Below are 22591 nucleotides of genomic sequence, written 5' to 3' on the forward strand. Positions count from 1 at the left end.
GCCGTATCATTCACAGATGACGACGAAAAATTCCCTGCTGACCGACGATGACTGCTATCTCGCGCTGAAGGCCAAGGACGCGCGTTTTGACGGCCGATTTTTCACAGGCGTGACGTCTACCGGCATTTACTGCCGGCCGGTTTGCAGCGTCAAGACGCCGCTGCGCAAGAACTGCCACTTTTTCAGCCATGCCGCGCAAGCTGAAAGCGCCGGCTTCCGGCCCTGCCTGCGCTGCCGTCCCGAACTGGCGCCGCATTCGGTGGCCTGGTCGATCCAGGATTCGTCTTTTATTCTGGCGCACCAAGCAGCGCGGCTGCTCGATGCGCCGGACGGCTGGACGGATGAAAGCCCTTCCGTCGAAAAGCTGGCCGCGCGCCTGGGCGTCAGCAGCCGCCATGTACGGCGGATCTTCGAAGCCCAGTTTGGCGTGTCGCCGTTGCAGTATTTGCAAACCCGGCGACTGTTGACAGCCAAGCAGTTGCTGGCCGATACCGATATGCCGGTCACGCAGGTGGCATTGGCCAGTGGCTTTGCCAGTGTGCGCCGTTTCAATGCCGCGTTTGTGCAGCACTACCGGCTCAACCCAAGCCAGATGCGCCGGCAGCAAGCCCGGCCTGAGCATGAAGGCATCACCGTGCGCCTGGGTTACCGCCCGCCTTATGACGTGGCCTCCATGCTGAAGTTTATTGAAACGCACCGTATAAACGCTATTGAATTCATAGCTACTGACGCTCATCAGACAAGCGTAGGAAGGACATTCAGCGTTGAATCGGGTGGAAAAACACATGCTGGCTGGCTGCTCGCCCGTTTTGACGAGCCGCGCAGCCAGCTGGTCTTGCAGGTGAGCGAGTCGCTGCTGGGCGTGCTGCCACTGGTGATTCGACGGGTGCGCGCGCTGTTTGACCTGGACGCCGACCCGGCTGCCATCAACAGCGTGCTGCAAAGCAGCTTTCCGGGAGGCGACGGGCTGCGCGTTCCCGGCGCGCTCGATGGTTACGAGCTGGCCGTGCGGGCGGTGCTGGGCCAGCAGGTCACCGTGGCGGCAGCGCGAACGCTGGCACAGCGCCTGGTGGACCGATTCGGCGAACCGATAGAAACGCCATGGCCGCTGCTGACCCGGCTGTTTCCCGCACCCGCCGTGCTGGCTGCTGCCAGCAGTGATGCACTGGGCCAGTTGGGCATCGTGCGACAGCGCCAGGCGGCCATCAACGGCATTGCCCGGGGGGTCGCCGAGAAGCGGCTGCAGTTGCACGGCGGCGCCGATGTCAACACAACGATTGCCCAACTCAAGGCGCTGCCCGGCATAGGCGACTGGACGGCGCAGTACATCGCCATGCGCGCGCTGTGCTGGCCCGATGCATTTCCGGCCGGCGATGTGGCGCTGCATAAAATGCTGGGTGTGCAGGGGCTCAAGTCGCCGGCCCGGGAAGCCGAGAAGGCATCGCTGGCGTGGAAACCGTGGCGCAGTTATGCGGTCATTCGCGCCTGGAGCGGTTTGCTGGTCGCAGCGCCGGCCATACCAGCGTCACTGGAAATACCATGAACGCTATTAAAATAATAGCTGCAAACGCATACTCAGTATGCGCAAAACCTGTAAAAACCATAAATTTCTGCAATTTTTCCTGCCCATATGCCCGAAAGCAAACAAGAGACACGCCCAAGAGACCCTCATGAAATTCGCCCCTTCCATCGTTCAAGCCACCGTTGCCAGCCCGCTCGGGCCCATCGTCATCGCCGCCACCGACAAAGGCCTGGCCGGGCTGTGGTTCGCTGAAAACCAGCGCTATCTGCCGCCTGAACTCACAAGCCCGACGGCCTGGCGCGAAGACGCCAGCCATCCGGTTCTGCAGCAAGCCTGCCAGCAACTCAGCGAGTATTTCGCCGGCCAACGCAGCCAGTTCGAGCTGCCATTGGACCTTGGCTGCGGCTCGGCGTTTCAGCAATCGGTGTGGCAGGCGCTGCGGGATATTCCCCAGGGCGAAGTCACCAGCTATGCAGAAATCAGCCAGCGCATCGGCAAGCCGGCGGCGGTGCGGGCCGTGGGTGGCGCCATCGGGCGCAACCCCATCAGCATCATCGTGCCCTGCCACCGGGTGACTGCTAGCTGCGGCGCGCTGACCGGCTACGCCGGCGGACTGGATCGCAAGACCGCGCTGCTGCGGCTTGAAGGCGCTCTGGCGGAGAGTCTTCTTTGAACGCGCGGTCCTCCACGATGGGCGCGGGCGCCGGTCTTGCTGTGGCCAGCCCCAAAAGCTGGCTGAATGACTTCGTGCTGCTGGCGGCCATCTGGGGTTCGTCGTTTCTGTTCATGCGCATGGGCGCGGTCGAGTTTGGACCGCTGCCAACTGCCGCCGTGCGGGTGACGATTGCGGCGCTGTTTTTGCTGCCGCTGGTGTGGTTGCGCGGCTTGCTGCCCGTGCTGCAGAAGAACTGGAAACGGGTTTTTTTCATCGGCCTGCTCAATTCGGGCATTCCGTTTGCCTGCTTTTCGTTTGCGCTGCTGTCCATCAGCACCGGACTGGCTTCGATCCTGAACGCCACCGTGCCGATGTTCGGCGCGCTGATTGCCTGGCTCTGGCTCAAGGACAAACCCACCGCCTGGCGCATCGCAGGGCTGGTCATCGGCTTCGCCGGCGTGGCGCTGCTGGCGTGGGACCAGGCCAGCTTCAAGCCCAACGCTTCGGGTGTGGCGCCGGGCTGGGCCGTGCTGGCGTGCCTGCTGGCCTGTGTTTGCTACGGCATCTCGGCCAGCTACACCAAACGTTATCTTTCCGGCTTGCCGCCGCTGGTGACAGCCGCCGGCAGCCAGATCGGTGCCACGCTGGGGCTGGCCCTGCCGGCCTTGTGGCTGTGGCCGGCGCGCATGCCGGGTGCTTCGGCCTGGCTGGCACTGCTGGCCGTCGGTGTGGTTTGCACCGGCATTGCCTACATTCTGTTTTTCCGGCTGATTGAAAACGCCGGCCCGGCGCGCGCGCTGTCGGTGACGTTTGTGGTGCCGGTGTTTGCGGTGCTCTACGGCGTGCTGTTTCTGGGCGAGTCGGTCACCCCGTGGATGGTGGGCTGCGCCGTGGTCATCGTTTGCGGCACCGCGCTGTCCACGGGACTGCTTCGGCCAGGACGCCATAGCGCCTTGCCGCGCTGAGCTATTGCAGCACGCCGGCCACCACGTTGATGCTGAGCGCCAGCACCAGCATGTTGAAGCCGAACGACAGCACACTGTGGACCAGCGTGAGCCGGCGCATCTCGCGCGAGGTGACCTGCACATCGGACACCTGCGAGGTCATGCCGACCACATGCGCGTAGTACAGAAAATCAAAATAGTCCGGGTCCTGCCCGCCCGGAAACTGCAGGCCCGCCCCACCTGGCTCACTGTTTTTCTCTTCCTGGTAGTAGCGGTGGGCATAGCGAAACGCAAAGATGGTCTGGATGAAAAGCCACGAGGCGATCAGCGCCACCACCGACAGCGCAATATGCATCGAGCGTTCGGTGCCCGTGTAGTCATGGCCCTGCTGCATCATCACGACGATGGCAGCCACGCAGGCCATGCTGGCCAGCAGCATGAGAAAAAACAGCACCACGCTGGGTTCATCCTGCGCCTGCGCCCGCTCGCGGGTTTGTTGGGCATCAAAGCGCTCGCACAGCCACCAGGCCAGCGCCAGGTACACCGCCACGCCGGTGCTCCAGCCCAGCAGTCCGCGAAACTGCCAGACCAGCGGCAGCGGCAACGCAGCGCTTGCCAGGCCTGCAAAAAAGCCATACATCAGCCGCTGCGGGCCGGTGGTTTCAGAAAATCGGTGACGCATGGCGCCATTGTGCAGCCCAGCCGGCGCGGACAATAATCGATATTCCCATTCGCCAGACCCAGGCTTGCCCATGTCGTTCAAGAAACACCCCAGGAAAGTCCATATCGCCCGCCAGGGAGTGTTTTATTCGCTGGTTCTGTGCGGTCTGATCCTGCTGTTGGGCGGCTTTGGCTTCTGGATGCTGGACCCGGGTGTAGATACGCTGGCCGAAGGCCTGTGGCTGGCGTTCACCACGGCGGCGACGGTGGGTTATGGCGATGTGGTGCCCAGCACGCATGCGTCGCGCATGTTTGCCGTCATCGTGGTGCTGCTGGGGCTGGCGGTGCTGTCGCTGGCTACCGCGTCGCTGGCGGCAATTTTTGTCGAGAAAGATGTCGAGGAAGGCGAGGAGCGCCAGATCGAGTACGAACTGATGCGTGAAATCCGGCAGTTGCGGGATGAGGTGCAGCACCTGCGTCAGGAAATAGTGGGCGAAAAAACAGCCCGGCCCGTGCAGGTCGCGCCTGATAAGGATGCAAGATAGCTGCATTTACCGAATCGGCGTCCGTGCCTTTTAAATGCGACTGACGCACTGACTGCCCATGGACACATCAAACCATCCCTGCCCACCTCGGCGCCGCAACTGACGCCCGGAAGCCGCCTGTGGGTCACTCCGCAGTGATCACGCGCCGCCCTTGATACCGGAAAGTTCCTCACGGTTGGAGCCCCTCCTTTGCGCTGGGCAGCGGCCATAGCACATGGGTAGCACGCAGGGAGGCCGCCGCCTGTCGACAGCCCGGCGTGATGGCGCAATGTGGCGGTGTGCTTTGTCACCGCACTGCGCACCACGCCCGAGGGCAGCGCAATTGCGGTCATTACCCACAAGGCCGATGATTTCACGCGCCGCATTGCCAACGCGCCCTTCGCCTTTACGGCCACCTGCACCGCACGCCTTTCAGCCCGGGGCAAGGCGCAGCACCAGCCGCTGTCGCAATCACAATCACAATCACAATCACAATCACCGGAGGAATTTTCGAGCAGCTGCAGCCGGGCGCAACTGTTGTCCCTGCTGCTGCCGGTGCGACATGCCGCAAAGCACTGCGAATGGCGGCGCAACAGGGTCCAGGCCGGTGAGCTTTGCCATCCGCTTCGCTGGACCGCCGCCTAGGCATACCGCTTTGCGATCGACATGCCCCAGTTCGAAACCGCTGGCATCATGGCTTACCCCCCTGGCGCCTGGCGCGCGGGTGCCGTTGCAGCAAAGCAAGGATGTGCTGCTGGACAGTGAAAGCCTGAGCAAAGCCTTGCTGGAAGGCAGCGATGGACTGCCGTTTACCGAGGACATGCGGCTGGAGGCGGACGCGTCCATAGAAGAAACTGGCAACGGGCTGAATCCGACTGGTCGCAACTGCCTGCAGCGCGTGGCTGGCGGTGACACGGCAGAACTTGCAACAGTCCGAAGGCCCGGAACCGTGGACTCAAGGCAAGCTTGCGGCCCTGCCAGCAGGCGGGCGTGCAATGGCTGTATATGCTCACGCGGCTCGGCATGGGTGCATGCCTGGCCGTCGACATGGGGCTGGGCGACGATTCAGGTGCAGGCGACACCTGACGTTTCCCGTCGCCTAAAGTGATCACGTTCGACACTGGTTGCCCGGATGACGCATCGATGTGCAAGCATGTTGCTGCCGTGTTTTACGGCATGGCCGCCCGGCCTGAATGAAGGCAGCAACTTGCTCCACAGAAGAGACTCGGACAGTGCTCTTCCGACAGAACGCCAATCAAACAAAAAAAGCCGCTGCAAACAAGCGTGTGCAGCGGCTTTTTCAAATGACTGGCGGAGCGGACGGGACTCGAACCCGCGACCCCCGGCGTGACAGGCCGGTATTCTAACCAACTGAACTACCACTCCTGGTAGAAAAGCGTTTGCTCTTGCGAGCCAAGTGCTTGACAACTTGTGCTTTGTCCCCTCGCCTTGCAGCGAAGAAATTTGGCGACCCTACGGGGATTCGAACCCCGGTACCTACCGTGAAAGGGTAGTGTCCTAGGCCTCTAGACGATGGGGTCTTAACCTGGTGACTTCCGGCGCAGGCTTTCAAGCGCCTGAAAAAATCCAAACAACCTTTTAGATCAAAAACAAGTCTAAGAGGAAAGCCCTTGTAACTTATAAAATTGCAAGGGCTTCAATCTGGCGGAGCGGACGGGACTCGAACCCGCGACCCCCGGCGTGACAGGCCGGTATTCTAACCAACTGAACTACCACTCCTGGTAGAAAAGCGTTTGCTCTTGCGAGCCAAGTGCTTGACAACTTGTGCTTTGTCTCTTCACCTTACAGTGAGGAAATTTGGCGACCCTACGGGGATTCGAACCCCGGTACCTACCGTGAAAGGGTAGTGTCCTAGGCCTCTAGACGATGGGGTCTTAACCTGGTGACTTCCGGCGCGGGCTTTCAAGAGCCTGCAAAAAAAACTTCGAAAAACTTTAGCGACGTTGGTGGAGGTAAACGGGATCGAACCGATGACCTCTTGCATGCCATGCAAGCGCTCTCCCAGCTGAGCTATACCCCCTCTGGCCACCAATCTCTTGGCAACCTGTCGAGCCTCAAATTATAACGAGGAAATTCCGTCTTTTTGAAGATTTCAAATTAATTTCAGTTTATCGATTACTTTTTCCCGCCCCATGAGTTCGACCACGGCATCAAGCGACGGCGTTTGCGGTGTTCCCAAGAGCAGCACGCGAACCGGCATGGCCAGTTGCGGCATTTTCAAGCCGGTATCCAGCAGCACCTGCTTGATGGCTGCAGCAATCGCCGCCTTGTTCCACTCGCAAGCGGCCAGCGCATCAGACAGATTGGTCAGCGCAGGCCGCACCGCCTCGGTCACATGCTTTCCGATATCTTCTGCGCTCGCCTGCCCGCCTGTGACGAGCAGTTTGAGCCAGCCCGCCAGTTCGACCAGCGTACTGCAGCGGTCCTTGAAAAGCGCGCAGCCGCGCGCCAGCCAGGCAGGATCGACATCATTTGCACCCTGCTGCGCCAGGAAAGGCTGGACCAGTGCCGCCAGTGTGTCATCGGCCATGGCCTTGAGGTGCTGGGCATTGACCCAGCGCAGCTTGGCTTCGTCAAACTGCGCAGCGCTCTTGCCGAGGTGGTCGAGGTTGAACCACTGCAGAAATTGCTCGCGGCTGAAAATCTCGTCGTCGCCATGGCTCCAGCCCAGGCGCGCCAGGTAGTTCACCATCGCATCGGGCAAATAACCCTCGGCGGCATATTGCGTCACCGGCTTGGCGCCGCTGCGCTTGCTCATCTTCTCGCCCTGCTCGTTCAGCACCGTGGGCAGATGCGCATAAACCGGAACGTCCTTGCCCAGCGCGCGAAAAATATTGATCTGGCGCGGCGTGTTGTTCACATGGTCGTCGCCGCGAATCACATGCGTGATGGCCATGTCCATGTCGTCGACCACGACGCAGAAGTTGTAGGTGGGCGTGCCGTCGGGCCGGGCGATCACCAGGTCGTCGAGTTCGTCATTGCTGATTTCGATGCGGCCCTTGACCTTGTCGTCCCAGACCACCGCGCCGCCCTGCGGATTCTTGAAGCGCAGCACCGGCTGCACGCCTTCGGGAATGGCGGGCAGCGTCTTGCCGGGCTCGGGCCGCCAGGTGCCGTTGTAGCGCGGTTTTTCCTTCGCAGCCATCTGTGCTTCGCGCAGCATGTCCAGTTCGGCCATACCCATGTAACACGGATAGACATGGCCTGCGGCCACCATCTCGGCCAGCACCGCCTTGTAGCGGTCCATGCGCTGCATCTGGTAGAACGGGCCTTCGTCGTAGTCCAGGCCGAGCCAGCGCATGCCTTCGATGATCACATCGACGGCGATCTGGCTGGAGCGCTCCACGTCGGTGTCTTCAATGCGCAGGATGAAGTCGCCGCCGGTGGCGCGGGCAAAGGCCCACGGATAGAGCGCCGAGCGGATGTTGCCCAGGTGGATGAAGCCGGTGGGCGAAGGGGCGAAACGGGTTCTGGTTTTGGGTGTCATGCCAGGCTGTCCAGACCGCGTGCGAGGTCGGTTTTCAAATCGTCAATGTGTTCCAGTCCGGCCGCAAAACGGATCAGGCCCTGGCCGATTCCCGCCGCCTGACGCTGGACTTCGGTCAGACGACCATGGGAGGTCGACCCCGGATGGGTGATGATGGACTTGGTGTCACCGAGGTTGGTGGCAATGCTGACCACCTGGGTGCTGTTGATCACCTGAAAGGCGTTGGCACGGGCCGTTTCCGGATCGCCGCCGCGCACGTCAAACGACACCACTGCGCCGCCCAGTCCAGACTGCTGGCGCATCGCCAGCTCGTGCTGCGGGTGCGACGGCAGGCCGGGGTAATGGACGCGGGTCACGGCTGGATGCGTTTCCAGCCATTGCGCCATTGCCAGCGCCGTGGCGCTTTGCGCCTGCATGCGGATGCGCAGCGTTTCCAGGCCCTTGAGCACGACCCAGGCATTGAAGGGCGCCAGCACCATGCCGGCGGTGCGCACGATCGGGCCAAACACATCGACGATCAACTTCGACGGGCCGCAGATCGCGCCTGCCATGACGCGGCCCTGGCCATCGAGGTACTTGGTGCCCGAATGGATGATCAGGTCGGCGCCCATCTCGGCTGGCCGCTGCAGTGCGGGCGAGCAAAAGCAGTTGTCAACGGCCAGCAGCGCACCGCCCGCATGCGCCACGTCGGCAAGCGCCCGGATATCGCACACCTCGGTCAGCGGATTGGTCGGGGTTTCGGCAAACAGCAGTCGGGTCGCAGGACGCATGGCCGCGCGCCACTGCGCGATGTCGGTTTGGGACACAAACGTGGTTTCAACGCCGAACTTGGCAAATTCCTTACCAAACAGGTTCAGCGTCGAGCCGAACACCGACTGCGAACACACCACATGGTCGCCCGCCCTGAGCAGCCCCATGCCCATCATCAAAATGGCGCCCATGCCGCTGGACGCGGCGATGGCCGCTTCCGTGCCCTCCAGCGCGGCCAGCCGCTGCTCGAAGGCAGCCACGGTTGGGTTCGACGTGCGGGCGTAGGTAAAGCCTTCCTCGGTGCCGGCAAAGCGGCGCGCCGAGGTTTCGGCATCGGGCTGTACAAAGCCGCTGGTCAGGTACAGCGCCTCCGAGTTCTCCCCGAACTGGCTGCGTTCGATGCCAGCGCGCACGGCCAGCGTGTCGGGGTGCAGGTTGTCGGGTAATGCTTGCCGGGTCATGATCAAGCCTCCTGCGGATTGGGCAGCGCCAGGCGCGAGACGTCTACATCGCTGTCTTCGCCAATTTTCTCGGCGGTGTCGCCGCGCGACGAATTCATCGCGGCAATGGTTTCGGCCGTCACGTCGCCCGTGACGTACACGCCGTCAAAGCAGGACGCGTCAAAGCCATCGAGATCCGGGTTCAGCGAGCGGATGGCGCGCTTCATGCCCTCGACATCCTGGTAGATCAGGGCATCGCAACCAATCTCCTTGCGGATTTCTTCCACGCTGCGGTTGTGCGCGACCAGTTCGCCAGGCGTTGGCATGTCGATGCCATAGACATTCGGAAAACGCACCGGCGGCGCAGCGCTGGCCAGATAGACCTTGCGCGCACCGGCATCGCGTGCCATCTGCACGATTTCACGGCTGGTGGTGCCGCGAACAATGGAATCATCGACCAGCAAGACATTGCGGCCCTTGAACTCGCTGGCGATCACGTTGAGCTTCTGGCGCACTGATTTCTTGCGCACGCCCTGCCCCGGCATGATGAAGGTGCGTCCCACATAGCGGTTCTTGACAAAGCCTTCGCGGTAGGGAATGCCCAGCAGGTGCGCCAACTGGGTGGCGCTGGGTCGGCTGGATTCGGGAATCGGGATGATCACGTCGATCTCGTTCGGCGGCACGGTGGAGACGACCCGCTTGGCCAGCGTTTCGCCCAGGTTCAGGCGCGCCTGGTAGACCGAAATGCCGTCGAGCACCGAGTCCGGGCGCGCCAGGTACACAAATTCGAAAATGCAGGGCATGAGCTGGGCGTTGGCCGCGCACTGTTCGGCATGCACCTTGCCGTCCAAATTCACATACACGGCTTCCCCAGGCGCAATGTCGCGCTCGAACTGGTGCGCGGTGCCTTCAAGCGCCACCGATTCGCTGGCCACCATGACGGTTGCGCCGTCTTCGTTCTGGCCATGGCCCATGCACAGCGGGCGAATGCCGAACGGGTCGCGAAACGCCAGCAAGCCATGGCCGGCAATCAGCGCCACCACGGCATACGAGCCCTTGACGCGCCTGTGCACGCCGCGCACGGCGGCAAAGACGTCGGCCGGCGTCAGTGGCAGGCCGCGCGTGGTTTTTTCCAGTTCATGCGCCAGCACATTGAGCAGCACTTCGGAGTCGCTGTCGGTGTTGATGTGGCGGTGGTCGGTGTTGAACAGCTCGGCCTTGAGCTCGGCCGCGTTGGTCAGGTTGCCGTTGTGCGACAAGACCAGGCCAAACGGCGCGTTGACATAGAAGGGCTGCGCCTCGTCTTCGCTGAAGGCATTGCCCGCCGTCGGGTAACGCACCTGGCCCAGCCCGACATTGCCCGGCAGTGCGCGCATGTTGCGGGTGCGGAACACGTCCCGCACCATGCCCTTGGCCTTGTGCATGTAAAACTTTTGTCCCTGCTGGGTAACGATGCCGGCGGCATCCTGGCCTCGGTGCTGCAGCAGCAGCAGTCCGTCGTAAATCAGCTGATTGACAGGCGCCTTGCTGACGATTCCAACTATTCCGCACATGGTTTTTTACTCATGGTGTGTTGATTTCTCAACGTAAAGACAAAACAACAAAAATCAACCCAGATACCTTGCAAACGGCTCCGGCAGCAGCGGCTTCAGGCTGGCAAGCGCCGCCGTCAGCGTTTGCGCCCCGATGGACTCCTGCCACCAGTCGCTCGACTTCATCGCCGTCATGTCCATGACGACGGTGGCAGCGAGCAGCAGGATCATGCCGCGCACAACGCCGAACGCCGCACCCAGCGTGCGGTCTACAGGCCGCAGGCCGATGGCGTCCACCAGCCGTTTCAACAAGGCGGCCAGCAAACCGGCCGCAAACAGTGCCGCGATGAAGACCAGCACGAAAGCCGCTGCATAGCGCACTGGCTCGGTGGCCGACGGCCAGGGAAGCAGCAACGCCACCTGCGGCGCAAACCATTGCGACGCATAAAACGAAGCCGCCCAGCCCAGCACCGACAACACTTCATAGACCAGGCCGCGCCAGGCGCCCAGCAACAGGGAAAAAAACAAAATCCCTGCCAAAATCCAGTCAAGCGGCATCACAGCGCAGCCAGCAAGACTAGAAACTCAGGATGGCAACCGGCAAATCAAGCGACCTGATCTTGTTCACCGCTTTTTCAGCCTCCGCCTTGTTGGCAAAGGGCCCGACGCGAACCCGGACGCGCTTGCCATCCTTGGTGTCAGCCACCTGGGTGTAGCTGGTGAGGCCGGCCTTTTCCAGCCGGCGACGTGTTTCCTCGGCCTTGGCGGCATCGGCAAAAGCACCGACCTGCACCACCATGCGACCTTTGGTTTCAGCGGCAGCGGCCTTGGTTTCTTCAGTGGCTGCCGGCTTGGTCAGCGCCGCCACCTTGGGCGGCTGCGGTGCGGCCGTGGCATTGAGCAACGCAATCGCCCGTGCGCCGTCGTCGCTTGAAGTGGCGGACTTGGCCGGCGCAGGCGCAGGCTTGGGCTCGGGCTTGACAACAGGCCGGGCTTCAACTATTTCGACTGGCCTGGGTTCAGGTTTAGGTTCAGGGCGTGGCTTGACCTCTGGCCTGGTTTCGGCTTTTGCCTCCTGCTGGGCCTCCGGTTTTGCTTCTTTTTTAATAGCTTGAGAAGAAGGATCAGCAAGCGGTGGTGCGGGTTTTGACGAATAAATCTCTTCGCTGGGCGCCAAGCTGGCCGCCGCCGTCACTGTCTGCGTTGCAGACGCAGCCATTTTGGCCGATGCGGGCGCAGTGGCCAGCGCAGGCGCAGGCGCAGGCGCAGGCACCACCAGCGGCCTGACGGCATTTTTTCCCGGGATTTCAATCGGAATATCGACAGCCACCGGGCGTGGCTGGGTTTCGAAAAGAAGGGGAAAGCCGACGACGCCCAACAGCACCAGCACCGATGCACCGATCAGCCGGTGCTTGGCGCGCTTGCGTATCACTTCAACGCTTTGCGCCTGGGCGGCTGAACCGGCAGGAGGGGTTGGACTGGCGTCGCCCCGGCGGAACTTGAAAAACGGCATGGTGTGATTGGAGTCCGTTGAAGGCCAGGTAAGGGTTGCAAGCCGCTTGCCGTTCTGGTGCAGGCGATGGGTCCGGTTGATTCGGCCTCAGGCCGAAAAGTGCGGCGCCGAAAAACGCGGCACGCCGTTCTTGAGGATTCCGCCCACGGTGTAGAACGAGCCAAAGACGACGATTCTATCAGTGGGGTTTGCCGCCTTGACAGCCGTCTCCAGTGCTGACTCGGGGCTTTTGTAAGCACTGGCGGTTGCGTCCGACCGGGTGTTGCCAGCCTGCCAGGCGGCGCGCAGCGCTTCGCCGGTGGCAGCCCGCGGCGTTGGCAGGTCAGTGAAATACCATTTGTCCACGAGCGGTCCGATGCGCGCCAGCATGGGGGCGACGTCCTTGTCGGCCATGGCGCCAAACACTGCATGGGTGCACGGGTAAAAACCCATGGCGTCAAGGTTTTCGGTCAGCGCGGCCACTGAATGCGGGTTGTGTGCCACGTCAAGCACCAGCGTCGGCTGGCCGGGAATGATCTGGAAACGCCCCGGCAGCTCGACCAGCGACAGGCCATTGCGCACCGACTGCGCAGTCACCGGCAGCCGGTCGCGCAGCGCCGTCAGCGCCGCCAGCACACCCGAGGCATTGACCAGCTGGTTGGCGCCGCGCAGCGCCGGATAGGCCATGCCGGCGTAGCGGCGTCCGCGGCCGGCCCAACTCCACTGGAGCTTGTCGCCGGAAAAATTGAAGTCGTGGCCAAAACGCCACAAATCAGCGCCCAAGGCTGCCGCATGGTCCAGCACGCTTTGCGGCGGAACCGGGTCGCTTACGACGACGGGACGGCCTGCGCGCAGGATGCCGGCTTTCTCGAATCCGATGGCTTCCCGAGTCTGTCCGAGCAATTCCATGTGGTCCAGGTCGATGCTGGTGATGACGGCGCAGTCGGCATCCAGGATGTTGACGGCGTCGAGCCGGCCGCCCAGGCCAACCTCCAGGATCACCACATCAAGCTTTGCGTCGGCCAGCAGCTGCAGAATGGCCAGGGTGGTGAATTCGAAATAGGTCAGCGAGACTTCATCACCATTTTGGCTTCTTGCGCTTTCCACACGGGCAAAGTTTGCTAGCAGATCAGTAGCATTGACGATGTTGCCGCGCACCCGGCAACGCTCCTCGAAATGCACCAGGTGCGGCGAAGTGTAGACGCCGGTCCGGTAGCCGGCCTCCATCAGAATGGCTTCGAGCATGGCGCAGGTCGAGCCCTTGCCGTTGGTGCCGGCCACGGTGATGATGGGGCAGTCAAACTTCAACCCCATGCGTTCGGCCACGGCCCGGACACGGTCCAGGCCCATGTCGATGCTTTTCGGGTGCAGGCGCTCGCAGTGCGCCAGCCAGTCGTCCAAAGTGGTGTGATATTGCATATGCACATTGAAGCACACCCCCCGTTGACGCTCACTGCGTGTGGCATCCGCCCCCCTTGCAGGGGGGCGGCGCCTGCGGCCCGGCAAAGCCGGTTCCGCGCCCCGCTGAAAGGATCATTTCGATCCGCTGTTTGTCAATCAGCGAAGCGGTCATTGGCGGCCAGCAATTGCGCCAGGATGCCGGGCTCATTGAAGGCATGGCCGGCGTTGGCGACCAGGTGAAATTCCGCTTCTGGCCAGGCCCGGTGCAGGTCCCAGGCAGTTTTGGTGGGGCACGCCATGTCGTAGCGGCCCTGCACGATGACGCCCGGAATGCCGGCCAGCTTGCCCGCATCGCGGATGAGCTGGCCCTCCTCCAGCCAGCCGCCATGCACGAAATAATGGTTTTCGATGCGCGCAAACGCCAGCGCAAAGTCGTCGCCACCGTGCCTGGCCGCGCCCGTCGGGTCCGGCAGCAGCGTGATAGTCTGCCCTTCCCACAGGCTCCAGGCGCGGGCGCAGGCCCGTTGCGCAGCCCGGTCGCTGCCGACCAGCCGCCGGCGGTAGGCAGCCATCAGGTCCCCACGCTCGGCCGGTGGTATTGGTGCCACAAAGTCCTCCCACAGGTCGGGGAACAGCCAGGACGCGCCTTCCTGGTAGTACCAGTGCAACTCGGCGCGGCGCAGCGTGAAAATGCCGCGCACGACCAGTTCGGACACCTGCGCCGGGTGCGTCTGCGCATAGGCCAGCGCCAACGACGAACCCCAGGAGCCGCCAAACACCAGCCAGCGCTCCACGCCGATCAGGCTGCGCAGCCGCTCGATGTCGGCGACCAGGTGCCAGGTCGTGTTGTTGTCAAGCGACGCATGCGGGCGCGAGCGGCCGCAGCCGCGCTGGTCGAACAGCAGCACACAATAGCGCGCGGGGTCAAACAGCCGCCGGTGGTCTGGCGCGCAGCCCGAACCTGGACCGCCATGCAAAAACACCGCAGGCTTGCCATGCGGGTTGCCGCACAGTTCCCAGTAGATCGAATGGCCGTCGCCGGTGTCGAGCGTGCCGGTGCGAAACGGCTCGACGGGCGGATAAAGCGCAGGCGCGGCAACAGTGGAGGCGGAAGAAATCATGGGGTTTCCCTCAAAACAATTCAGGCAGCAACGGCACGCTGCCAGGACGCTGGCGGATTCGTGCCTTATTACCGCCCGCAGCCTGCGGGCCGAATGCTACACAATCAATAGCTGCTTGTGTCCGTGGATAGTGCGCAAGGCACATTATTTCCTTATAAAACCTGAAAAAGACGACATGACCATTGTTTACGGAATTCCGAACTGCGACACCGTCAAGAAAGCCCGGACCTGGCTTGCGAAACACGGACACGACCACGTCTTTCATGACCTCAAAAAGCAGGGCGTTCCTTCGGAGCAACTGACGCGGTGGGTGCGCACTGCCGGCTGGGAAAAGCTGCTGAACCGCAAGGGCACGACCTGGCGCAAGCTCGACGCGACCACGCAGGCCGCCGTGGTCGATGCGGCCAGCGCCGAGGCCCTGATGCGCGCCAATCCGAGCGTGATCAAGCGGCCGGTGGTGGACTGGGGCCCGGACATCACCGTCGGCTTCGATGCCGCCGACTGGGCTGGACGGGTTTGAATCGGTCCGGCAGCGCTGGATGGTCACCAGCTTTACAGTGCAGCCACCGAACTTTGTGCCTCGAAACAGGTCCGATTCGTTAAAATCCGGAGTTTTCGAAAGTCCGAAGACACGGCATTTGCCACAGCGCTCCCGCGTGATTGGCGAGTTGGACAAAGAGGCCTGAACATGAAAAATACCCTGATCAAAACCTGCATCGGTTCTGCGGTGGCGGCTGCCTGCCTGGTGTCGGTGCCCGCATCGGCCATGGACATCCTGGCGCGGGTGATTTCCAGCACACCGGTGGTGCAGCAGGTGGCTGTGCCGCGCCAGGTGTGCAGCCATGAAGCCGTCGTGGTGCAGGCACCCCGGTCGGGCGCAGGCGCCCTGATGGGCGCCATCGCCGGCGGCGCGGCGGGCAATGCGATCGGCAACGGCGGCGGCCGGGCGGCGGCCACCATGATCGGTTTGGTCGGCGGCGCCATGCTGGGCGACCGCATTGAAGGCCCGAACAACCAGCTGCAAAATGTCCAGCGCTGCAGCACACAGACGTTTTATGAAAACCGGGCCAGCTATTTCAACGTGGTGTATGAATACCAGGGCACGCAATACAGTGCGCAAATGCCCAGTGATCCCGGCCTGCATGTGCGCCTGAATGTCACGCCGGTTGGCGCCATCGAGGCCGGGCCGCAACCTTTCCAGTCGTCGCCGCAAAGCTATTTCCCACCGGTGCAGGTGCAGCCGCAGCAGGTTTACGTGCAACCTCAGCCGGTTTACGTTCAGCCGGTGATGATGGCACCGGTCTACGAACCGGCCTATTACGCCCCCCGTCCCTACTATGCCCCGTATTACCCGCCCATCGGCCTGTCACTCAACTTCGGCTACAGCCAGGGCTTTGGCGGCGGGCACCGCGGCCATTGGCGCTGAATTTTTTATCCTGAAAGCAATAAGATACGCTTCACAAGCGTCCCTTTTCAAGGTTTGCCCTCATGACGCGCCGATTTTTCGCTGTTGCAGGGTGCCGGCTATTCGGGTGTCCTGATCAACGCACCCTTGAACAGAATCGGCCCGGTGGCGGCGGTTCCGGGCGGCACGCCGCCCTTGGGTTCCAGCGTGATGGCCAGCATTGGCGATCGGCGGATGTCGGTGTCGGCGGCGGTCAGCTGGACCACCGCGTCGCCGCTCATCACGCCCAGCGACTTGGCCGGCGCCCCCGGCGGCAAGGCCCACAGTTCGAGTGACTTGTCGGTCTGCTCGCGGAAATCGCCCACGCGCTTGAGCATCAGTTTCTGGGTCTTGGGGTCAAACGTCACCAGCATCGAGGCATTGGCCTTGTCATCGGCCAGCACGGCGACGTATTCAATGGCCGGGGTGGCTGAAAGTTTAGCGCTGAGTTCCTGCACCTGACCGTTCAGCTGCTTTGTGAAATTCACGCCGGTCACCACGGCCAGCAAAGTAGCAAACGCGCCGGCTACGGTGGCGCCACGCCACAGGCCCAGGCTGGACCACCAGCGGCCCCCGGCAGGCGCTGGCACGGCAGGCATGCTTCGGGCCGCCTGCATGGCCTGGGCCTGCTTCTCTGCATTGATGAGGTTTTCGATCCGCTTCCAGATCACCGGGCTGGGCACCACTTCAGGCTGCAGTTCGGCCACCGACGCCAGCCGGCTTTGCCAGATCAGCGCGGTCGCACGCAAGGTCGCGTTGTCACGCGCCAGGGTTTCAAAGCGGCGCCGCGCGCTGCCGCGCAACGTGCCCAGCGCATAGCTGGCGGCCAGCTGGTCGGCCAGCGCGGGGTTTTTGTGAATATTCATGAAGCTGCTTTAAAAAATGAGGCACACCAACCGGCAGGCAAAGGAACTGCGCGCCAGCAGGCGCCGCGGAACTGGCTTTGCCAGGCCGCAGGCGCAGCAGCCCCCCGAGAGGGCAGCGAACCACACGAAGTGGAAAGCACAGGCGCGTCCGATCCAGACCAGCAGGCGCCGCGGAACTGGCTTTGCCAGGCCGCAGGCGCAGCAGCCCCCCGAGAGGGCAGCGAACCACACGAAGTGGAAAGCACAGGCGCGTCCGATCCAGACCAGCAGGCGCCGCGGAACTGGCTTTGCCAGGCCGCAGGCGCAGCGGCCCCCTCGGGGGGCAGCGAACCACACGAAGTGGGGAGCACAGGCGCGTCCGATCCAGACCAGCAGGCGCCGCGGAACTGGCTTTGCCAGGCCGCAGGCGCAGCGGCCCCCTCGGGGGGCAGCGAACCACACGAAGTGGGGAGCGTGGGGGCAACATTCATGCAAACCTTCCCATGCAGCCGCGCAATTGCTCCAGCCCCCGGCGAATCCAGGTTTTCACGGTTCCCAGCGGCAACCTGAGCTGCTCGGCCAGTTCGCTGTGGCTCAGGTCGCGCAGGTAGGCCAGGCTGACCACTTCGCGCTGTTTGTTTTCGAGCTGGCTCAGGCACTGGTGCAGCGCCCAGGCCTGCTCGCTGGCTTGGGTGGTATCCATCGGATTGGGCGAGTCGCCGGCGACCGTGTCCGAGATCACGTCATCAAGCTCCTGCACCCGGTCGGCGCGGTCGGAGGCGCGGCGGCGCAGAAAATCAAGCCCCCGACTGCGCACCAGCAAGCCCATCCAGGCCATGGGCGGCGACAGCGTGGATTTGTAAGTTCCGGCCACCTTCCAGATGTTCAGAAAGGCTTCCTGCAGCACGTCTTCGGCCCAGTCCCGGTTGGTGACCACGCGGACCGCCACGCCGTAGAGCTTGGAGGACGTCAGGCCATACAGCTCTTTGAGCGCCGACTCATCGGCCAGCGCCACGCGGTCCAGCAGTGCAATCAATTGGGTATCCGGGCTTTCTGGTTTCATGAACGACATTGTCCACACTATTCATACGCCAGAAACCGACTTCCGGATTCAGCGGCCACCAGCCGATGCAGCCGGCTGACCTAAAATCCACGCTTGATCTGCCCGCCTGCACTGGGCAGCATTTACACCGATACAAAACATCATGACCACCGAAAAAATCGACAACGTCAGCATCACCACCCAGGCCAATGTGTACTTTGACGGCAAATGCATCAGCCATGGCTTTACGCTGGCAGACGGCACCAAAAAATCGGTCGGCGTGATCCTGCCGGCCACCTTGGCATTCAACACCGGCGCCGCCGAAATCATGGAATGCGTGGGCGGCGCCTGCGAATACAAGCTGGCCGGCTCCGACAGCTGGCTGACAAGCTCGGCAGGCGAGTCCTTCAGCGTGCCCGGCAACTCGAAATTCGACATCCGCGTCGCACCGGGTTTTGAGGCCTTTCACTACATCTGTCATTTCGCCTGACCCCACACCCGTCTCACAACCTGCAGGAACACTTCAATTCATGGCCACCATTCTCCAAAACCTTCCCGCCGGCCAGAAAGTCGGCATCGCCTTTTCCGGTGGACTCGACACCAGCGCCGCACTGCACTGGATGAAGCTCAAGGGCGCGATCCCCTACGCCTATACCGCCAACCTGGGTCAGCCCGACGAGCCCGACTATGAAGACATTCCGCGCAAGGCGATGCAGTACGGCGCTGAAAAAGCCCGGCTGATCGACTGCCGCAAGCAACTGGCCGCCGAAGGCCTGGCCGCGCTACAGGCGGGCGCCTTCCACATCACCACCGCCGGCGTCACCTACTTCAACACCACGCCGCTGGGCCGCGCCGTGACCGGCACCATGCTGGTAGCCGCCATGAAGGAAGACGACGTCAACATCTGGGGCGACGGCAGCACCTACAAAGGCAACGACATCGAGCGCTTTTACCGCTACGGCCTGCTGACCAATCCTGCCTTGAGAATCTACAAGCCGTGGCTTGACCAGCTGTTCATCGACGAGCTGGGCGGCCGCGCCGAAATGTCCGCCTTCATGACCGAAGCCGGCTTTGGCTACAAGATGTCGTCCGAAAAAGCCTATTCGACCGACTCCAACATGCTGGGCGCCACGCACGAGGCCAAAGACCTTGAATTCCTCTCCAGCGGCATGAAGATTGTCAACCCGATCATGGGCGTGGCGTTCTGGAAAGACGACGTCGAAGTCAAGCGCGAGGAAGTCAGCGTGCGTTTTGAAGAAGGCCGTCCGGTCGCGCTGAACGGCGTCGAATATACCGACCTGGTCGAGCTGATCCTGGAAGCCAACCGCATTGGTGGCCGCCACGGCCTGGGTATGAGCGACCAGATCGAGAACCGCATCATCGAAGCGAAAAGCCGGGGAATCTACGAAGCGCCCGGCCTGGCGCTGCTGTTCATCGCCTACGAGCGCCTGGTCACGGGCATCCACAACGAGGACACCATCGAGCAGTACCGCGACAGCGGCCGCCGGCTGGGCCGCCTGCTGTACCAGGGCCGCTGGTTTGACTCGCAAGCCATCATGCTGCGCGAAACCGCCCAGCGCTGGGTCGCCAGCGCCATCACCGGCGAAGTGACTATCGAACTGCGCCGGGGCAACGATTACTCGATCCTCAACACCGAATCAAGCAACCTCACCTACCACTCCGAGCGGCTGAGCATGGAAAAGGTCGAGGGCGCCTTCACGCCGCTGGACCGCATCGGCCAGCTGACGATGCGCAATCTGGACATCATCGACACCCGCGCCAAGCTGGGCATTTATGCCAAGAGCGGCGTGCTGTCGCTGGGAACGGGCGGGGATTTGCTGAACCTGACGGGCAGCTAGTCAACGTAGCTAGGCATGGAGGACTGCGACAGCGCTGTCCCTGAAAAGGCTTTTTCATCTCTCCGAATTTTCGCAAGCCACGGTCTCCGAGGGTTTATCCGGTGTGCTGCATGTAATTTGCGCGACAGGAACGCCAGCAAGCGCAGCGGTACTCTTCTGGCAGAACAAAGAATGCCGCGATCGTGGCTACAACCGGAGACATCAATGAAACAGCATTTCGGGATTTTTCGACCTGCCCTGGCGGCCATTGGGCTGGCTTCGCTGGCAGCCTGCGGAGGCGGCGACAACGGCGCCACGGCTGTCGCCGTCCCAGAAGAAACCAGGCTTCAGGACACGCGCGTTTTCACACCCGTGGCAGAGGCGACGTTTGCCGCGCTGGGCAGCAGCACGGTTGACACCGACCGCTGGACCGGTGTGCTGGGCGGGGCGGCTTACCGCGTGGAAGTGCCGAAAACCGGCTGGAACGGCAAACTCGTCATGTGGGCGCATGGCTACCGTGGCACTGGCCCCAACCTGACGGTGGACACCCCCATCATGCGGCGCTATCTGCTGGACAACGGCTACGCATGGGCCGCATCGAGCTATTCGAAAAACTACTACGATGTGCGGGTGGGTGTGGAAGACACCAACGCGCTGGCGCTGAACTTTGTGCAGATCGCGGCCGCCAAGGGGCGCACGTTAGCGACACCGTCAAAGATTTTTATCACCGGTATTTCCATGGGCGGGCACATCACGGCAGCCGCGATTGAGGCGGAAGCCCAGGTCAACGCCATCAACAAGGTCAAATACGCCGGCGCCGTGCCAATGTGCGGTGTGCTGGGCGACACCGAACTGTTCAATTACTTTGGCGGCTACCAGGTAGTGGCGCAGCAATTGGCAGGTTTCCCGATCACCAGTTTCCCAACCACCGATTTCGAGGCACTGACACCAGCCATCCAGTCGGCACTGTGGAGCACCTTCCCGACCCAAACCAACGCGCAGGGAGACAAGCTGAAAAATGCGGTCATGAACCTGAGCGGTGGCGATCGGCCCTTCTACAAAGAAGGCTGGGCCAACGCGAGCAACCAGGGCAACATCTTCGCCTCGCTGGGCGGTGACGGCACCATCAGGGGCATCCTGACCCAGAACGTACTGGACACTACCCAACTGTTCTACAAGGTGGATGCCACGTCGACCAGCAACACGGCCCTGGACACCTCATTCAACGCCAGCGCCTTCAAGATTCGGCCCACCGCAGACGCCAACCGACTGCGCCGCGACGGTCTGCGCTGGATTCCCACGTCTGCCGGCGACATCAGCATCCCGGTGGTGTCGATCCACACGCTGGGTGACCTGTTCGTGCCGTTCAAGATGGAGCAGGTCTACTTTGACCGCACCAAGGCCAAAGGCACAGACCGCTTCCTGGTGCAGCGCGCCATCCGCGACGTGGGCCACTGCGCTTTCACGGCGGCTGAAGCCAGCACCGCGTTTGACGACATGGTCAAGTGGGAAGCCGGTGGCCCCAAACCCGCTGGCGACGACGTGAAAACCGCCGCCACGCTGGCATCGCCCACCTATGGCTGCACCTTCACCAAAAATTCGCCAAGCGCAGAGGACTTCACCCCCCCTGCCGTCCGCGCCGCTTTCCAGGCCAACTACCCCGCCTGCCCGGTGAACTGAGCGGCTGGGAGCCGGCCGCAATCATAATTTTTGAATCTCAGTCCAAGGAACTGTGCGGGCCCGGATCTTCCGGGCCTTTTTTTGCCCGGTCGGGCGGCGTAAGAACGTGTATATGTTTTCAAACCACCACAGGTTCCGGCTCCAGCCGCAGCCCAAAGCGCTCATAGACACTCGTCTGGATCGCCTTGGCCAGCGTCATCACCTCGCCGCCGGTGACCGGGTTGGCGCTGCCGCCCCGGTTGACCAGCACCAGCGCCTGCTTGTCGTACACACCGGCGTTGCCAATGGACTTGCCTTTCCAGCCGCAGGCGTCAATCAGCCAGCCGGCGGCGAGCTTGACCGAGCCGTCAGCCAGCTGGTAGTGCACGATTTTCGGATCGCGCTGGATGATGTCCTCGCACTGCTCAGGCGAGACGGTCGGATTTTTAAAGAAGCTGCCGGCATTGCCAATGACTTTCCAGTCAGGCAGCTTGGCGCGACGAATTTCACAAACCCACTCATAAATTTGTAGCGCATCAGGCACATCCACCTTGCGCTGGAGCCTCTTTTTCTCTATATCTGCATAGCCGAGCACGGGTTTCCAGGCTTTCGGCAACAAGAAGCGAACGCGGGTGATCAGCGCCTTGTCCTTCAAACCCAACGCTTGCGCGCCCGACGCTTCGCCAGGCTTGCTGGCGTGCTTGAAAACCGAATCGCGGTAGCCGAACGCGCATTGCGCGGCGTTCAGCGTGAAGCTCTGGCCGGTTGTCAGATCGACGGCATCGAGCGACTCGAAACGGTCTTGCAACTCGACACCATAAGCGCCGATGTTCTGCACCGGCGAGGCGCCCACCGTGCCGGGAATCAGCGCCAGGTTTTCCAGACCGGGAAAGCCGTTTTCCAGCGTCCAGGCGACCAGTTCGTGCCAGTCTTCGCCGGCGCCGGCCTCGACAATCCAGGCCTTGTCGGTCTCGCGAACCAGGCGCTTGCCCATGATCTCGACCTTGAGCACCAGCGGCTTGACGTCGCCGGTCAGCACGATGTTGCTGCCGCCGCCGAGCACAAATTTGGGGGCAGCCTGCAAGGCCGGGTCTTGCAGCACGGCGTGAATGTCGGCTTCGCTCCTGAGACGCACAAGATGAAGCGCCTTGGCGACGATGCCGAAGGTGTTGGAGGACTGGAGGGGAACGTTTTTCTCGACTAACATTCCGGGA

Annotated in this window: 20 protein-coding genes and 5 tRNA genes; 9 read left to right on the top strand and 16 right to left on the bottom strand. The window is 62.4% G+C overall.

Annotation, left to right across the window (positions count from 1 at the left end):
- Positions 1-16 precede the first annotated feature (16 nt).
- From IWX85_RS04775 to IWX85_RS04785, 3 genes are all read left to right on the top strand, one after another.
- Complete coding sequence (locus IWX85_RS04775; protein ID WP_036809678.1) at positions 17-1543, top strand: DNA-3-methyladenine glycosylase 2 family protein; 1527 nt, start codon at positions 17-19, stop codon at positions 1541-1543.
- Between the two features lie 127 nt (positions 1544-1670).
- On the top strand, positions 1671-2195 hold the full coding sequence (locus IWX85_RS04780) for a methylated-DNA--[protein]-cysteine S-methyltransferase (RefSeq protein WP_036813409.1): 525 nt from the start codon (positions 1671-1673) through the stop codon (positions 2193-2195).
- A gap of 17 nt (positions 2196-2212) precedes the next feature.
- Positions 2213-3142 (top strand): DMT family transporter, encoded by a 930-nt coding sequence (locus IWX85_RS04785; protein WP_196869033.1) that lies wholly within the window; start codon positions 2213-2215, stop codon positions 3140-3142.
- 1 nt (position 3143) lies between these two features.
- Here the strand turns inward: IWX85_RS04785 and IWX85_RS04790 are convergent, their stop codons facing one another.
- Positions 3144-3803 (bottom strand): DUF1345 domain-containing protein, encoded by a 660-nt coding sequence (locus IWX85_RS04790; RefSeq protein ID WP_196868929.1) that lies wholly within the window; start codon positions 3801-3803, stop codon positions 3144-3146.
- Positions 3804-3873: 70 nt separating this feature from the next.
- On the opposite strand from IWX85_RS04790, the gene IWX85_RS04795 reads away from it, so the two are divergent.
- Complete coding sequence (locus tag IWX85_RS04795) at positions 3874-4326, top strand: potassium channel family protein (RefSeq protein WP_036809671.1); 453 nt, start codon at positions 3874-3876, stop codon at positions 4324-4326.
- 1288 nt (positions 4327-5614) lie between these two features.
- Here the strand turns inward: IWX85_RS04795 and IWX85_RS04800 are convergent.
- The 12 genes from IWX85_RS04800 to pip all read right to left on the bottom strand — a co-directional run bounded on the left by IWX85_RS04800 (position 5615) and on the right by pip (position 14549).
- Positions 5615-5691: transfer RNA gene (locus IWX85_RS04800), tRNA-Asp, on the bottom strand.
- A gap of 79 nt (positions 5692-5770) precedes the next feature.
- Positions 5771-5846: transfer RNA gene (locus tag IWX85_RS04805), tRNA-Glu, on the bottom strand.
- A 122-nt stretch (positions 5847-5968) separates the two neighbouring features.
- Positions 5969-6045: transfer RNA gene (locus tag IWX85_RS04810), tRNA-Asp, on the bottom strand.
- A gap of 79 nt (positions 6046-6124) precedes the next feature.
- Positions 6125-6200: transfer RNA gene (locus IWX85_RS04815), tRNA-Glu, on the bottom strand.
- A gap of 70 nt (positions 6201-6270) precedes the next feature.
- Positions 6271-6346: transfer RNA gene (locus IWX85_RS04820), tRNA-Ala, on the bottom strand.
- A 72-nt stretch (positions 6347-6418) separates the two neighbouring features.
- Positions 6419-7813, bottom strand: a complete 1395-nt coding sequence (gene gltX / locus IWX85_RS04825) for a glutamate--tRNA ligase (protein ID WP_196868930.1) — start codon at positions 7811-7813, stop codon at positions 6419-6421.
- Positions 7810-9024, bottom strand: coding sequence for an O-succinylhomoserine sulfhydrylase (locus IWX85_RS04830; RefSeq protein ID WP_036809659.1), 1215 nt, complete (start codon positions 9022-9024; stop codon positions 7810-7812). The genes gltX and IWX85_RS04830 overlap by 4 nt, the downstream gene beginning before the upstream one ends.
- A 2-nt stretch (positions 9025-9026) precedes the next feature.
- Positions 9027-10556: an amidophosphoribosyltransferase gene (gene purF, locus IWX85_RS04835; protein ID WP_036809657.1), complete on the bottom strand. Its 1530-nt coding sequence runs from the start codon at positions 10554-10556 to the stop codon at positions 9027-9029.
- A gap of 54 nt (positions 10557-10610) precedes the next feature.
- A complete protein-coding gene (locus IWX85_RS04840; RefSeq protein ID WP_196868931.1) occupies positions 10611-11096 on the bottom strand; it encodes a CvpA family protein in 486 nt (161 codons plus the stop codon).
- Between the two features lie 16 nt (positions 11097-11112).
- Positions 11113-12048 carry an SPOR domain-containing protein gene (locus IWX85_RS04845; RefSeq protein ID WP_196868932.1) on the bottom strand — a complete coding sequence of 312 codons (936 nt, stop codon included), beginning with the start codon at positions 12046-12048 and terminating at the stop codon, positions 11113-11115.
- Positions 12049-12135: 87 nt separating this feature from the next.
- Complete coding sequence (gene folC, locus IWX85_RS04850; RefSeq protein WP_196868933.1) at positions 12136-13446, bottom strand: bifunctional tetrahydrofolate synthase/dihydrofolate synthase; 1311 nt, start codon at positions 13444-13446, stop codon at positions 12136-12138.
- A 134-nt stretch (positions 13447-13580) separates the two neighbouring features.
- The gene (gene pip / locus IWX85_RS04855) at positions 13581-14549 is read right to left on the bottom strand and encodes a prolyl aminopeptidase (protein WP_036809648.1); all 969 of its coding nucleotides are present in this window, start codon (positions 14547-14549) and stop codon (positions 13581-13583) included.
- 175 nt (positions 14550-14724) lie between these two features.
- Here pip and IWX85_RS04860 point away from each other — a divergent pair, with 175 nt between their 5' ends.
- Both IWX85_RS04860 and IWX85_RS04865 read left to right on the top strand, forming a co-directional pair.
- Positions 14725-15069, top strand: coding sequence for an arsenate reductase (locus IWX85_RS04860; RefSeq protein ID WP_196868934.1), 345 nt, complete (start codon positions 14725-14727; stop codon positions 15067-15069).
- 168 nt (positions 15070-15237) lie between these two features.
- Positions 15238-15975 carry a glycine zipper 2TM domain-containing protein gene (locus tag IWX85_RS04865; protein ID WP_196868935.1) on the top strand — a complete coding sequence of 246 codons (738 nt, stop codon included), beginning with the start codon at positions 15238-15240 and terminating at the stop codon, positions 15973-15975.
- A 98-nt stretch (positions 15976-16073) separates the two neighbouring features.
- Here IWX85_RS04865 and IWX85_RS04870 read toward each other — a convergent pair whose 3' ends face one another.
- Together IWX85_RS04870 and IWX85_RS04875 are read right to left on the bottom strand one after the other, a co-directional pair.
- Positions 16074-16859: an anti-sigma factor domain-containing protein gene (locus tag IWX85_RS04870; protein WP_196868936.1), complete on the bottom strand. Its 786-nt coding sequence runs from the start codon at positions 16857-16859 to the stop codon at positions 16074-16076.
- A gap of 466 nt (positions 16860-17325) precedes the next feature.
- Positions 17326-17901 carry a sigma-70 family RNA polymerase sigma factor gene (locus IWX85_RS04875; RefSeq protein WP_036813403.1) on the bottom strand — a complete coding sequence of 192 codons (576 nt, stop codon included), beginning with the start codon at positions 17899-17901 and terminating at the stop codon, positions 17326-17328.
- Between the two features lie 142 nt (positions 17902-18043).
- On the opposite strand from IWX85_RS04875, the gene IWX85_RS04880 reads away from it, so the two are divergent.
- From IWX85_RS04880 to IWX85_RS04890, 3 genes are all read left to right on the top strand, one after another.
- A complete protein-coding gene (locus IWX85_RS04880) occupies positions 18044-18370 on the top strand; it encodes a pyrimidine/purine nucleoside phosphorylase (protein WP_036809631.1) in 327 nt (108 codons plus the stop codon).
- Positions 18371-18410: 40 nt separating this feature from the next.
- Positions 18411-19739, top strand: coding sequence for an argininosuccinate synthase (argG, locus tag IWX85_RS04885; protein WP_196868937.1), 1329 nt, complete (start codon positions 18411-18413; stop codon positions 19737-19739).
- Between the two features lie 204 nt (positions 19740-19943).
- Complete coding sequence (locus IWX85_RS04890; RefSeq protein WP_196868938.1) at positions 19944-21398, top strand: alpha/beta hydrolase; 1455 nt, start codon at positions 19944-19946, stop codon at positions 21396-21398.
- Positions 21399-21516: 118 nt separating this feature from the next.
- On the opposite strand, the gene murB is transcribed toward IWX85_RS04890, so the two are convergent.
- Positions 21517-22584, bottom strand: a complete 1068-nt coding sequence (gene murB / locus IWX85_RS04895; RefSeq protein WP_196868939.1) for a UDP-N-acetylmuramate dehydrogenase — start codon at positions 22582-22584, stop codon at positions 21517-21519.
- Positions 22585-22591 lie beyond the last annotated feature (7 nt).

Origin of the sequence: Polaromonas sp. CG_9.11, assembly GCF_015752225.1 — a bacterium.
Classification (GTDB): Bacteria; Pseudomonadota; Gammaproteobacteria; order Burkholderiales; family Burkholderiaceae_C; genus Polaromonas.

Bases quoted from the DNA above. Each gene is read 5' to 3' on its own strand.
- IWX85_RS04775 (WP_036809678.1), top strand. From the start codon at position 17: ATGACGACGAAAAATTCCCTGCTGACCGACGATGACTGCTATCTCGCG.
- IWX85_RS04780 (WP_036813409.1), top strand. From the start codon at position 1,671: ATGAAATTCGCCCCTTCCATCGTTCAAGCCACCGTTGCCAGCCCGCTC.
- IWX85_RS04785 (WP_196869033.1), top strand. From the start codon at position 2,213: ATGGGCGCGGGCGCCGGTCTTGCTGTGGCCAGCCCCAAAAGCTGGCTG.
- IWX85_RS04790 (WP_196868929.1), bottom strand. From the start codon at position 3,803: ATGCGTCACCGATTTTCTGAAACCACCGGCCCGCAGCGGCTGATGTAT.
- IWX85_RS04795 (WP_036809671.1), top strand. From the start codon at position 3,874: ATGTCGTTCAAGAAACACCCCAGGAAAGTCCATATCGCCCGCCAGGGA.
- gltX (WP_196868930.1), bottom strand. From the start codon at position 7,813: ATGACACCCAAAACCAGAACCCGTTTCGCCCCTTCGCCCACCGGCTTC.
- IWX85_RS04830 (WP_036809659.1), bottom strand. From the start codon at position 9,024: ATGACCCGGCAAGCATTACCCGACAACCTGCACCCCGACACGCTGGCC.
- purF (WP_036809657.1), bottom strand. From the start codon at position 10,556: ATGTGCGGAATAGTTGGAATCGTCAGCAAGGCGCCTGTCAATCAGCTG.
- IWX85_RS04845 (WP_196868932.1), bottom strand. From the start codon at position 12,048: ATGCCGTTTTTCAAGTTCCGCCGGGGCGACGCCAGTCCAACCCCTCCT.
- folC (WP_196868933.1), bottom strand. From the start codon at position 13,446: ATGCAATATCACACCACTTTGGACGACTGGCTGGCGCACTGCGAGCGC.
- pip (WP_036809648.1), bottom strand. From the start codon at position 14,549: ATGATTTCTTCCGCCTCCACTGTTGCCGCGCCTGCGCTTTATCCGCCC.
- IWX85_RS04860 (WP_196868934.1), top strand. From the start codon at position 14,725: ATGACCATTGTTTACGGAATTCCGAACTGCGACACCGTCAAGAAAGCC.
- IWX85_RS04865 (WP_196868935.1), top strand. From the start codon at position 15,238: ATGAAAAATACCCTGATCAAAACCTGCATCGGTTCTGCGGTGGCGGCT.
- IWX85_RS04870 (WP_196868936.1), bottom strand. From the start codon at position 16,859: ATGAATATTCACAAAAACCCCGCGCTGGCCGACCAGCTGGCCGCCAGC.
- IWX85_RS04875 (WP_036813403.1), bottom strand. From the start codon at position 17,901: ATGAAACCAGAAAGCCCGGATACCCAATTGATTGCACTGCTGGACCGC.
- IWX85_RS04880 (WP_036809631.1), top strand. From the start codon at position 18,044: ATGACCACCGAAAAAATCGACAACGTCAGCATCACCACCCAGGCCAAT.
- argG (WP_196868937.1), top strand. From the start codon at position 18,411: ATGGCCACCATTCTCCAAAACCTTCCCGCCGGCCAGAAAGTCGGCATC.
- IWX85_RS04890 (WP_196868938.1), top strand. From the start codon at position 19,944: ATGAAACAGCATTTCGGGATTTTTCGACCTGCCCTGGCGGCCATTGGG.
- murB (WP_196868939.1), bottom strand. From the start codon at position 22,584: ATGTTAGTCGAGAAAAACGTTCCCCTCCAGTCCTCCAACACCTTCGGC.